Here is a 13,151-nt window from a genome sequence, read left to right as displayed (position 1 = left end):
ATGACCGATAGTATTCTGATTATAGATGACAACGAGGATATCTTAGAATTTTTATCAGAAGTTCTGGGCGACACCTATAAATTGCACCTGGCCGAAAATGGAGAAGTGGCGCAAGAAATTTTAAATACCGAAGTTGTAGACCTGATCATATCCGACATCATGATGCCCGGGATAGACGGATTTGAAGTTTGCCGGATAGTCAAATCAAACGTAGAATATTGCCATATACCGGTGGTGCTGCTGACGGCCAAAAACACTTACCAAGCCCATATTGAGAGCCTGGAAGTGGGTGCCGATATCTATATCCAAAAACCATTTTCACCAGAACTGTTGCAACTGCAAATCGCCAATCTGTTGAAAAACCGCTTAAACATTAAAGCCCATTTTGCCAGTTCGCCTTTTGAAGATGTACGTGTGATGGCACATTCCAAAACCGACGAGGCCTTTCTGAAAAAACTGGATGAGTATATCCGAAACAACATTAAAGATCCGAATATTGATATTGATCAGCTCGCAGACCATATGAACATGAGCCGGCCAACCTTTTACCGAAAAATCAAATCCCTTTCCTCTTTATCTCCGAAGGAACTGATCGACATTACCCGCCTTAAAAAAGCGACGAGGATGATTGCACAAAATGAATTCAGCTTGTTCGAGATCGCCAAAGCGGTGGGTTACAGCAGTCAAAGCCTCTTCAATAAAAATTTTCAGAAGTATTTTAATGTTACCCCATTGGAATACATCAATTCGCTGACTAAAGATATTGACCTTTAAAATGAATAAACTGGTTCTATTCTTCCTGCTCTGTGTGAGCACTGCAAGCGCCCAAACGGCTACTGAAAAAACATTCAGCAACCCTATCCTGCCTTCCGGGGCTGATCCCTGGGTAGTTTTCCGGGATGGCTACTATTACTACACGCAAACCACCGGGAGAAACCTGGCCATATGGAAAACCAAAAGTGTAGCTGATATGAAAAATTCAGTTCGTAAGGTGGTGTGGACCCCACCTGCAGGCACCTCTTATTCAAAAGGGATATGGGCACCAGAGTTGCATTACATCCGGCAAAAATGGTATATGTATTTTTCTGCGGATGATGGCGACAATAAGCATCACCGGTTATATGCAATAGAAAATTCTGCAGAGGATCCCACAGAGGGCAAATGGGTATTCAAAGGCCAGGTTACAGATCCGAGTAACAAATGGGCCATTGACGGCAATGTATTTACACATAAAGGAAGCTTATATATGCTATGGTCTGGCTGGGAAGGTGATGAAAACGGGCAGCAGAACATTTATGTTGCCAAAATGAAAAACCCCTGGACAATTACCGGGAAGCGCGTAAAGCTCTCTGGCTCGGAATACGACTGGGAAAAATATGGTGATCTGGGCAGGCACAGCAATCCGCCCCATGTAAATGTGAATGAAGGGCCCCAGTTCCTCGCCAAAGGCAAAAAGATGTTTATCATCTATTCTGCAAGCGGATGCTGGACGGACTATTACGCACTGGGTATGCTGACTGCAGCTATGGATGCAGATCCGATGAAAGCTTCGAGCTGGACTAAATCGCCGCAGCCGGTTTTTAAATCATCAGCAGCAAATGGTGTATATGCTACCGGTCATAACTCTTTTTTCAAGTCGCCCGATGGCACAGAAGACTGGATCCTTTATCATGCCAATTCTGCACCTGGACAAGGCTGTGGGGGCAAGCGCTCGCCCAGAGCGCAGCGCTTTAGCTGGAATGCAGACGGCAGCCCTAATTTCGGGGTTCCTTTGGCAACGGGTATACAGATTCCTGTACCTGCTGCAGGCAAATAACTTATTTAACGCCTGTTACTTTTCTGATCAGTTCTGTTTCTTCGTTTTTATAGGGGCTCCCATCGGCCATTGTTGTATCCCAGGCATATTTGGTATTGGGTTGATCAGCATAAATAACCTGTACCTCATTTTTTGATCGGTTTGTCTCTTTTCAATTGTTCTTTAGTTCAAAATTCTTAAAAAGTCCGCTTTCCGAAGGCTTACCTTTCACCACAATGCCGGCCCTGTAACCCATTCCCCAGGGTACATATTTGCCGGCATCAAATTCCAGGGCATGGAGTTTTTTCCAACCGGATGCGCCATTCTTATAAAACATATCCATTAACTTTCCTCCCCCGCTGATCTTCATTTTTAACTTGGTGATCCCCGTCAATGGTTCATTCAATTGCTTCAGCACAGTGTACTTCCCTTCTAAATTACTAAAAACTATATATCCTTTTTTCGAAGCTGTAATGCCAATTCCGCCAAGTTCACCAGGCCACTTACTTTTGAATATTGCGCCGCCCAGACAGATTCCCGCTGCAGCATTGCCCGGTTCAACTTCGGCAACCATATCAAAGTCAACAGATTTAATGAACTGCCCAAGAAATGTACCCAGTTCCCGGTTGTCGTCCGAGGCATTCAGTTTAAGACCATTATCAAAAAGCATTGCTGGCCTTTGCAGCTTTGAAGGCCATTGCCAAACCAGATTTAGTTTTTTCTTCTTTTGAAAGTCATCAAAAAAGTCGAGTTCCGCTTTCGGTCGGTTGGCAACTATTGCATTGTGGAGTACCGGCCATCCATCTGCGCCCTGCTTTAATTCTTCAATAACGCCTTCACGGCCCACAAACACGTCATAATTTTTGTTAAAGGCATGGTAAAGCATAAATAGCCTGTTACCGGAAGTCCGGACAACGGTACCATGACCAGGGCATTTCCACCTGTCGTTACTCACCATAACCGGGTTTTTATCGTATTTCTCCCAAACCCCGCTGGCCAGGCTTTTGGTTCTGGCAATCCCTGTTTTATAATTACAACGGGCATCGCAGCAACCTCCAACAGCGTAAAGGCTATAGATATAATCTCCCATTCTGAAAAAACAGGCTCCTTCTACCAGGGCTGTTTCCCAGGGCTGGCTATTTGTAAATACCTTTTTTTTCTGACCCAGTAATTTTGTGCGGCTTTCATTGATTTCCTGCATCCAGATCCAGCTTTCTTTTCCACAACCATTACCATCGTTTTTCCAGAAGGCATAAATCTTCCCATTGTCCTGCAGTTCAAAAGCGTCTATAGCGCCGCAATCGTCTTCAATAATAACCGGCCCATTATCACTGAACCTGCCCGATTCAATCTGATCTGCATCTATCCAGGCCACACCACATTGCAAGCCCGGATTTCCTTTAACTTTACGGTTATGTGCAGTATAATACACATAAATCCGGTTTTGTTTTTCATCATATGCCAGTTCTGATGCCCAGAAATTATTTTCCCCCCATTGGTTCTTCATGTCCTTAAACCCTTCAGGAAATACGTGGTTGATCAAAGTCCAGTCTTTGAGGTTGGTTGACTTGTAGATGGTAAAATAGGGTGCCCATTCGTTTGTTGTAGAAGTGGCATAATACACCTCCCCGACCCTTATAACAGATGGATCAGGATTGTCGCCCGGTAAAGCGGGGTTAACAAGCGGCGTATGAACAGCTGCATCTGAAGTAATGGAGGCATTTTTTTTAGCAATGCCCCAGGAGAGCAGCGTTAAACCTAATAACAGGTATAGTAATTTAGTATTCATTTATAAAAAGACGCTGTTTCTGTTTCAGCAACAGTTTTTGCAGTGCCGAATAGTTTACTTTTTGGACAGTTGTTGCGCCATCTATTGCCAGCGCCGCAGCTGTAGCTGCTGATTCTCCAAGGATCATAAATACGGGTTCCATACGTACAGAACCGTAGGCAATGTGTGAGGCAGAAAGGCATACGGGTACCAGCAAATTGCTGCATTCTCCAGTTTTAGGGACTATCGCATCGTAAGCAATCCCATATGGTTTGGGCGCTTTTACCCCTATATCGCCTTCATTCTGCACAAATCCCTCGGCAGTTACATAACGTTGGGTATTGTGGGAATCCAGGGCATATGAGCCCATACCAATAGGGCGCAGTACGTTTTTTTTACCCAGAATTTCATTTTCGGTCATCACATAATCACTCACCATTCTTCGGGCCTCCCTAACATAAATCTGATGCGGCCAGCCCCCATTGTCTTTGAACTCATCTTTGGCCAGGCCCCAGGTATTGAGCTGCCTGCGAATCTCTTCCGGGACTTTTGGATCGTTGGCCATGTAATACATCAGGCCTTTCTGATAATCCTCATGCTGTTTGATGATGGCCCGGCGTTCTTCATAGGATGCTTCAGGATAAGCGTAATTCATCCCTATGAAATCGGTACTGAAAGGACCATGGTTATTGGTATCTGTTTTCCGGTTAGGTACCGGATCAAATTTATGGAAGACTTCTTTCCATCCGGAGGCGAACAGCCTGGCTAAAAGTTCGTAATTGGCCGGATTATAATTATCGGGTTTAGGAAAAGTGATCCTGTTATCGGGATGATTGGACAAACACATTCTGAAACAATAGGCCTGTAGTTTATGGTCGGCCGCTCCTTTCTTCCCGGGTCTTCCGACTGATATGCCCGCAATCAGGCCACTGTTTTTATCCCCGGGAATAAGATAAGGGTCTATGGGACTGGCAAAATGATGTCTGTGCTGGAACACCCCTGTCTGGACCCCGTTCCATTGTTCGTTGTATTGTGTATTGGCTTCCCGCCCCACATGATAACTCAGCCCGGCTGCCGCCATCAGGTCCCCTTCATAGGTGGCATCAATAAATACCTTGGCCTTATAAATTTTACCACTCAGGGTACTGATGCTGGTAATTTTGCCTGACTTCATTTTTACACCCTGCTTCCTGTCAAGCCATTCGTTCCGGTAAACAGGGATTTGGTGTTCTTTTACAAAATCTTCCATGATCTGCTCTGCTACATGAGGTTCAAAGATCCACATTGTCCGATCATTGCCATCTATAGCAGGTGTTCCCTGTCCTTTGTTGCCATATTCCTGTTGCTTTTGCCATTTCCATGCAGCATTTGTCTGGTAGTGCAGGTATACCCGGTGATAAAATTCCCGTGCCAGCCCTCCAATTACCTCCTTGTTACCGGTATCTGTAAACCCAAGACCGCCTGCAGAGAGTCCGCCCAGGTGCAGGTCCGGTGAAACGACAACGACCTTCTTACCCAACTTAGCGGACTGTACAGCCGCTACAATGGCCGCTGATGTACCTCCATAAATGACAATATCGGCCTGTTGGGCTTCAGTAACTGTCTGTGCTTTAACCGCAATAAAAGGGAGGATGGCAAAAAATAAGGCAAGTAGTTTCTTCATAGCTGGCTAAAATCAAAGTAAAGCAATAACTACTGCCGGAATTGTTCATTTTTTTGTCGAATTGTCTCATTTGTTGCAGCTACTACAAGATTAAAACGGGCTGTGCTTTAAAAGGAATATCTTTTTGTAAATTAGGATATTCATTTAGGGTTATCAACAATAAAGAACTATGGAAATTATAGCAAAGATTGTAATCGGCATTGTGGCCCTGGAACACCTGTACATCTTATGGATAGAGATGTTTGCCTGGGAGACAATAGGTAAAAAGACATTCAGGGCACTGCCCCGGCACCTGTTTCCCGAAACAAAGACCCTGGCGGCCAACCAGGGTCTGTATAATGGTTTTCTGGCAGCCGGCCTGATCTGGTCATTACTGATTTCAGATCCGGACTGGTACCGTAACATTGCTTTATTTTTCTTAGGCTGCGTTGCTGTGGCCGGTATTTTTGGAGCAGTTACGGCCGCCAGAAGTATATTCTATAAGCAGGCGCTGCCTGCTTTGATCGGGATCGTACTGGTGTTGATTAGTTAAAAATCTCTGCCAATTTCTTATCCATTGCCTCGTCATTCTCTCCGCCACCACCATAACGGCCTACAATAACACCTTCCTTATCGATCAGAATTTTGGTAGGCAGGGAGTGAATGCCATAACCTTTGCTGATGTCGTTTGTGGTATCATAATCCTTACCCGAAATTTTCACCCCCCTTAAAACATGTTTCCATACGCCAATCTGATCTTTTTCAACAGCCTTTTTCCAGGCTGCAGGATTGCTGTCGTCATCCGATATTCCAACTATTTCCAGGCCTTTATCCTTGTATTTGCTATATAAAGAAAGCAAATGCGGGTTGCCTTTACGGCAAGGCACACACCAGCTCGCCCAGAAATCGACCAGTACATATTTTTTCCCTTTTAAATCGGCCAGGCTCAATTTTTCCCCATTGATGTCGGTTGCAGAGAATGCTTTCGCTACACTTCCCGGTGATCCGCTTTCCAGTTCAAGGATTTCCTTGTATACTTCTTTGCCGGCAGCGCTGCTCTTTATCTTCTCCGTCCAGGTGTTGTAAATAGCTTTCGCTTCTACAAGCTTCATTGAGCTCATTTTAAAGCGCATCAGATAAGCTGAAATATACGAGTCTGGATGTGTGCGGATAAAAGCTTCGTCTATTTTATCCATCCGGGCATTAAAAGGCTCGAACTGTTCACGTATAGCAGCGGCCTTTTCATGATCCTTTTCTTTCCTGTATGCAGCCAGCACCGGCTCCATTTCTTTTTGTATAGGTGCTTTTTTCCTGTCTAGTGTTGCAAATTCATCATTACTGACTGAACCTTTCAGGACCAGTTTCTTAAAAGCGCCATAAGTTACCATCGCCTCCATTGCGGCAGGCTCTATAAAAACGCTGGTCATGTTCGGATCATCAAAATCCCTGATGTTCCGGGATGCCGCAAGATTGGCCCTGGACGGTTCTGCCAGCTTACCTTTAAATAAGAAGCTGCCGTTTCGGATAGCAGCACTATCAGTTTTATAGGTTTCACCTACAGGATACGACAGGTATACATAGCCTGCCTTCTTGCCCCTGATCTTTCCTTTTATACTGAAATTTTTCTGTGCAAAGCCTGGCAGGCTTAGAAATGCTGCCAGGCTGTATAACAATAGTCTTTTCATGCTTTGCTTAATTTGTACTGTATCCGGGGTTTTGTTCTGCCTTAGTATTCGCATTCAGTTCAGTGGACGGAACAGGCAATATCAATGAAGTGGCCGATTTCAGTTCAGGTCTGAATTCTGCCTGCTGGATAGTAAGAAGAGGGAGCCTGCGTAAAGCCAACCAGTCCAATCCATTTTCGCCCACAAAGTTTTTCATGGTTTCCTTAACCACGAGTACCTGAAATGCAGCTGCATTAGTAGTAGTATTGACGGTTGTAAAATCGGTAATACCAGCATGCCCCATTACCTCCTTCAACCGGTCTTTGGCCAATGTAAGGTCCGCGCCCGATAAAGCGATAGCTTCGGCCTGTAGCAGGTAAGCTTCAGTTAAACGGAAAGGGTATGCATTTACAGATAAGGATGTGGGGCTGATAGTGGTAACATTTCCGGAATAATACTTGGTAAACATATTTACGGTTGCTCCCCTTTTTGTAACGGGCTTAAAGGTCCAGGCCAGCCTTGGATCATTTTCCATCATTTTGGCCAGTTTCGGTGTGCCTACGTACTGCGTGTAATACTGGTACTGCATGTATTTATAGGTATCATTGGGAAAAGGCTGAACCGTCATCATCACCTCTTTGCTTTGAAAACCTTTGACCCAGAAGATATCCTTTGTCAGTCCCTCCAATTCAAATTGAGACTTACTGTTATTAATGATGTCGTTTGTAAGACTGATTACAGTTGCATAGTCGGTTCCGATTCCCCTATTGATCAGTACACGGGCCTTCAATAGTTTTGCCACCCATACATTGGCATAACTCAGTTTGGTATTTAAGGGAGGTAAGCCTGCAATAGCGGCGTCAAGATCGGCAAGGATGGCATCATAAGTCTCCTTAACACCGGAGCGTGGCAGGTCAATGTTATCGGAATTTACAAATTCATTCCTCAGGATAATTCCGTATTTGCTATTGATGTCGCGGTACTGCCCATAATGAAAAAGCAGATCGGCATTACCGAAGGCCCTTAAAAATCTGCCTTCTGCCTGCAGCTGTTTCTTTACATCATCTGCAATGGTGGTAGCAGGCTCAAGGTTTTTCAAAAAACCATTGGCTGCATTTACCAGATTGTATCCATATGCCCATTTATCGGCCGTGGCATAACTAGTCCTGTCTACTGTAAAATCCCCCAGTCCATCCCTGTTGCTGTTCACCAATAAACCACTCAGTTCTGAAGGAATAACTTCAGAAACCCACATCCATTTAAGAGAAGGGATTCCGTTATTATCCGTTGATGAATTTGCAAAACGATAATATACCCCATTGAGTACGGTAGCTGCACTTTTTACATCAATGATCACGTTCCCATCAACCTGGCGATCGGTAGGAAATACATTCAGCTCTTTTTTACAGCCGATAAAAACAAAGGCCGGTAAAACAAGCATTAACCATTTTTTATATGAAAATTTCATGTGAATAAATTTTAATTGTAGATTAAAAACCTAGTTTGAACCCTAATGAGAATGACCTTACTGTAGGGTAATTGCTTGCGTCAAAATATCCCCCGCTTACACTATAGGTATCATTGGTTGTTTCAGGATCATTTCCAGGGTACTTGGTGATGGTGAACAGGTTTGTTGCTGATGCAAACAATGAAGCATTTAGCAATCCAGCTCTTTCCATCCATTTAGATTTACCCAGCCTGTAATTCAATGAAACTGTTCTTAACTTGATGTAAGATGAGCTGAATACATTCAGATTAGATATTGGCGAGAAGCCATCGCCATACAACAAACGGGGCTGGCTTGCCGCAGTATTGCCTGGGTGGTACCTGTCCAGCATAGCAACGTTGGCATTGGAAGAACCGGAGAATTGTGTACTGGAAATATGGTCACCCCATAAAAGACTTCCTCCTTGTGAGAAGGTAAAATACATTTGCAGGTCAAGGTTCTTATAACCAAAGCCCTGTGTAAAGCCGCCATAATATTTAGGTGCTGCCTGGGCGATGATTTCTTTACCTTTTGGAAAGGCACTGTCAAACTGCTTATATTCTTCGTAATCCAATTCGTACATCGGATCTCCGATGTTGATATAAGGCAGGATAAGCGTCCCGATAAAACCCAACTCTTTCTTATAAGCATCCAGCTGTTCCTTGGTACGGATGATATCTACAACCTTATATCCCGTAATCAGGCCGAGTGGTTTGCCCTCAATCAAAGTTGTATTATTACCAAGTTCCAGGCCGGTCAGACTTCCGATCTGGCCCAGGTTTGCACTGGCATCGAGTTTGGTTACCAGGGATTTGTTCCAGGTCACATTCAGGGAAGCATTCCACCTGAAATCTTTGGTGCGGATGATATCGCCTGACAATGAAACTTCCAGACCTGTGTTCTTAATGTCGGCAGTATTTCTCAACAATGAAGAATAGGAACTGCTTGAGGCAATTGGCAAAGCCAGCAAAACACCATCGGTTTTTTTGTTGTAATAATCTACTGTCGCCTGCAAACGGTTACCAAACAAAGAAAGATCCAGTCCGGCATCCGCTTCCCGTGTACTTTCCCACTTGATCCTTTCATTTCCCAGCTGGGTTGGTATCAGTGCATTGCTTCCGGCATAAGCAAACGGACTGTATAAAGTACGGTACATCTGGTCACCAATATTCTGAGTACCCGTAAGTCCATAACTGCCTCTGAATTTAATGTCGTCGATCCATTTTACGTCTTTAAGGAAGTTTTCTTTGGAAATCCTCCAGGCAACAGCTCCTGAAGGGAAATAACCGAATTTATTGTTCGGTCCGAACTTTGAAGAACCGTCGGCCCGGCCTGTAAAAGTAAACAGGTATTTATCCATCAAAGAGTAGTTTGCCCGCAGGTAAAACGACAGCAAATAGCTTTGTGGCTTCGTCGGGTCATCGCCCCTGGTAATCAAGGGCGTAGTAGCCGAAGAAAGGTTATTCAACACTTTATCGTCCGGGTATCCTGTAGCAGTAGCACTAAAAAAGCTGTTCTTTATGGTCTCATAGGATGTACCGCCAAGTACAGTCAGTTCATGGATATCGTTAAAGATTTTATTATAGGTAAGCGTATTTTCTAAAAACCAATTCGTTAGCCTGCTATTCGAATTGCTGCCAATACCCCCATTATTGTCTACATTTCCATAAAAACTGCCGATACTTAAAAAGCTCGGAATGTAGTTACGCTGATTGTAGGTCTGGGAGTTCAGGGAAACCGTACTCTTGAATTTCAGATCTTTGCTGATATCATACAATGCAGAAGCCGAGCCCATCAGGCTAAAGGTTTTAGCGTTATTGGTGGCCTGAAGCAGAGCAACCGGATTCTGGAAGCCCATATAAGAATAACCTACGGTAGAAAAATCAGTAGGAATACCTTTTTCATCATATGGTGCAAAATCTGGACGGGCCCTTAATGCTTGTCCGTAAGCGCCATCGCCTATATGTTGGTTGGTATAGCCCATCAACATGTTGGTGATGAACCTGAACCGCTTGCCAATCTCATTTTCAAGGTTCAGTTTACCGGTTACCCTTTGATAGTCGGTACTTTTGATTACCCCCGGAGTGCTGTTGAAAGAGATGGAGCTGAAATATTTGGATGCCGCCCCACCCCCCTGAACAGAAAGATCAGCATTATGTGAAATGGTATTCCGGGTAACTTCTTTGATCCAGTTGGTATTGGCCGTTCCAAAATAAGCTGAAGGGTTTTTAACAATAGCTTCAACTTCGGCCGGCATATAATCGGCTGCAATGGTATGTTCATCAAAATCGTTTTTTGCGGCCTCGGCAAGGAGCATTCTGTACTGATCTCCATTCAGCACCGTAGGCGTAATGGCACGGGTAGCCGTACTGTAATAACTCGTAACAATCTGGGGCTTCATGTCTTTTTTACCGCTTTTGGTAGTTATGATTACTACACCGTTTGCCGCTTTGGAACCATAAATTGCTGTTGACGATGCGTCTTTCAGGATACTGACAGATTCAATATCATTGATATTCAAGCCGCCTATACTGTTTAGTCCATTAACAAAAGAAGCAGACAGGCCAGCACTCACACCTCCTGCATTGTTGATATCATTACCTACGGGTGTCCCAATATCAAAACCAGTATTGATAAAATTACTGCGTACCTGTACCGGTACCCCATCAATAACATACAAAGGATCATTACCGCCCAAAAGTGAAGTTGAACCACGGACCCTGATCTTCACTGCACCACCAGGGCTTCCGTCGGCTTTAGTTACCTGTACTCCTGCTGCTTTACCGGCCAGGGCATTGTCGATAGTTGCAAAAGGCAAATCCTGCACGTCTTTTGCACTTACCGTAGCAACAGAACCTGTCAGGTCTTTTTTTCTGCTACTTCCATAACCTACAACAACTGTTTCCTCGAGCTTATTCTGGCTCAGCTGCATGGTCACGGTCATATTATTGCGCGCTGGCAACTCGCGGGTTACATATCCTATATAAGAAAATACAATTGCTACATCTTCAGATGCATTAATAACAAAATACCCCTGTTCATTTGTACTTACCGTATTCCTTGAGTCTTTGATTTTAACGCTTACCCCCGCCATCGGCTTGCCATTTTCATCCAGCACACGGCCGCGGATATCAGCAGCAGCAAAAACAGTTTTAAGTTTGTCCAGAAAGGAAGGCTCTTTTCTGGAAACAACCACAGAATTGTTGCCCTCAGAGAGCGAATATTCAAAAGGCTGCTTATCAAATACCAGTTCAAGTACCGATTTCAGGTCCCCATTTCTAACATGAATGGTAACAGGGGTTGCATTTTTAAGATCGGCCGAAGGGAACAGGAAATTAACCCCGCTTTGTTTACGGATCTTATCGAGCACAGCTTTAATAGGTGCATTCTTTTCAGACAAACTTATCCTTTGTCCGTAAGAGCTTGCATTAACCTGCAAGATTGCCGTGATCAGGAGCAACGTGGTGAGCCTCATAATCCACAAAATTTTAGACATACAGCCAGTGGGCCGCATCATTCTTTTGGTATAAAAAATGTACATTTGTTTAGTTGGTTTTAAAGTATCAGGTCCTTCATTTAGCGATAGAGCGAATCTGACACCGGTTTAATTTTATATATTTTGACGGAACCAATTTAAGTTGCCCTGGTTCCTACGCCGGGGTAACTTTTTTGATTTGTATAAGTTTAATTCAAGACGGTAACCCTCCTTCCCTCAAGTTTAAAGTGAACAATTTTGGTCCTTTCCAGCATGTCCAGCACATCACTGATGTTGGAAAACCTGGAAATAGCGCCTGTAAACACCTCGCGGGAGATTTCCCCTTCATAACTGATGTCTACATCATACCAGCGTGATATTTTTTGCATGATTTCCGGTATACTTTCCTCATTGAACCTGAAGTAGCCATCCTTCCATGACACCGCGGCCTCAACATCTGCTTTTTTTACCATCAACTTATCGCCGGTAAGATCGGCCTGCTGGCCGGGGATCAGCATTTCCTCTTCCACACCAGCGCTTACTTTTACACTGCCTTCAAGCAAGGTGGTACTGGTTGTACCAGAGTAGCTGTTGATATTGAAATGGGTACCCAGCACTTCTACATTTTGTTTTGCCGTTTTTACGATGAAGGGCATGTTCCTATTTTTTGCTACTTCGAAATAAGCCTCCCCTGTCAGTTCTACAACACGCTGGGTGCCTTCAAAAATCTGAGCAAATTTCAGGCTGCTCTCTGCATTGAGGACTACCAGCGTACCATCAGAAAGTTTGAATTTATACATCCCGCCGCGTGAGGTGCTGGCTGTAAGCTGTGCTGATGTACCGGCCGCCGTTTGCCTGGCAACCTTACCGTCCTCATATACCAGGGCCTGACTGTTCACACTAAGCATCTGCTGCGCATCACTCAAACGCAAAGTATCTCCGTTGGCCAGTGTAACAACCGCAGTATTTTTACCCGGTGGGATATCCTGTGCAAGGCTAATCTGTTCTTTAATCCCTTTGGGGCTATTGTAAAAGAATAAGGCAGTAAATAATGTCAGCAATACAACTGCTGCCGCAGCAGTCCAAACCAGCAGTATGTTCCTCCGGCGGGTCAGGTAAGCATCGAGCTGCCTTAGGCCCAGATCGTGTTCATGTTGAAGTTCAGCAGCATTTAATGTTTCGCCAGTTTCCATTTTCAGGTACCAGCTTTCCACCAGCCTGATTTCTTCTGGCGTTGCCTCTCCTTTATTGTACTTATCAATTAATTGGCCTGCATTTTTGTTTTCCATATCGTCAAGGCAAAAAAAAGCCTTATACCACT

9 protein-coding genes are annotated in these 13,151 nt (G+C 44.3%); 3 read left to right on the top strand and 6 right to left on the bottom strand.

Annotated features, from left to right (window positions below; genetic code table 11):
* The gene (locus tag ABIE26_RS16300) at positions 1-774 is read left to right on the top strand and encodes a DNA-binding response regulator (RefSeq protein ID WP_310143691.1); all 774 of its coding nucleotides are present in this window, start codon (positions 1-3) and stop codon (positions 772-774) included.
* A gap of 1 nt (position 775) precedes the next feature.
* Positions 776-1,816 carry a glycoside hydrolase family 43 protein gene (locus ABIE26_RS16295; protein ID WP_310143689.1) on the top strand — a complete coding sequence of 347 codons (1,041 nt, stop codon included), beginning with the start codon at positions 776-778 and terminating at the stop codon, positions 1,814-1,816.
* Positions 1,817-1,967: 151 nt separating this feature from the next.
* Here ABIE26_RS16295 and ABIE26_RS16290 read toward each other — a convergent pair whose 3' ends face one another.
* Positions 1,968-3,584 (bottom strand): glycoside hydrolase family 43 protein, encoded by a 1,617-nt coding sequence (locus ABIE26_RS16290; protein ID WP_310143686.1) that lies wholly within the window; start codon positions 3,582-3,584, stop codon positions 1,968-1,970.
* A complete protein-coding gene (locus ABIE26_RS16285) occupies positions 3,574-5,226 on the bottom strand; it encodes an FAD-dependent oxidoreductase (protein ID WP_310143684.1) in 1,653 nt (550 codons plus the stop codon). Before ABIE26_RS16285 ends, ABIE26_RS16290 begins: the two co-directional genes overlap by 11 nt.
* Before the next feature lie 169 nt (positions 5,227-5,395).
* Between ABIE26_RS16285 and ABIE26_RS16280 the strand changes: the two genes are divergently transcribed.
* Positions 5,396-5,758, top strand: a complete 363-nt coding sequence (locus tag ABIE26_RS16280) for a DUF1304 domain-containing protein (RefSeq protein WP_310143682.1) — start codon at positions 5,396-5,398, stop codon at positions 5,756-5,758.
* Here the strand turns inward: ABIE26_RS16280 and ABIE26_RS16275 are convergent.
* From ABIE26_RS16275 to ABIE26_RS16260, 4 genes are all read right to left on the bottom strand, one after another.
* Positions 5,751-6,890, bottom strand: a complete 1,140-nt coding sequence (locus ABIE26_RS16275) for a TlpA disulfide reductase family protein (protein WP_310143680.1) — start codon at positions 6,888-6,890, stop codon at positions 5,751-5,753. The genes ABIE26_RS16280 and ABIE26_RS16275 overlap by 8 nt on opposite strands.
* Positions 6,891-6,897: 7 nt before the next feature.
* The gene (locus tag ABIE26_RS16270; RefSeq protein ID WP_310143677.1) at positions 6,898-8,337 is read right to left on the bottom strand and encodes a RagB/SusD family nutrient uptake outer membrane protein; all 1,440 of its coding nucleotides are present in this window, start codon (positions 8,335-8,337) and stop codon (positions 6,898-6,900) included.
* A gap of 22 nt (positions 8,338-8,359) precedes the next feature.
* Positions 8,360-11,830, bottom strand: a complete 3,471-nt coding sequence (locus tag ABIE26_RS16265) for a TonB-dependent receptor (protein ID WP_310143675.1) — start codon at positions 11,828-11,830, stop codon at positions 8,360-8,362.
* Between the two features lie 209 nt (positions 11,831-12,039).
* Positions 12,040-13,119, bottom strand: a complete 1,080-nt coding sequence (locus ABIE26_RS16260) for a FecR family protein (RefSeq protein WP_310143673.1) — start codon at positions 13,117-13,119, stop codon at positions 12,040-12,042.
* Between the last annotated feature and the right edge of the window lie 32 nt (positions 13,120-13,151).

The organism is Pedobacter africanus, assembly GCF_040548825.1.
GTDB classification, from domain to species: domain Bacteria; phylum Bacteroidota; class Bacteroidia; order Sphingobacteriales; family Sphingobacteriaceae; genus Pedobacter; species Pedobacter africanus_A.
This window is presented reverse-complemented; position numbering and strand designations above follow the sequence as displayed.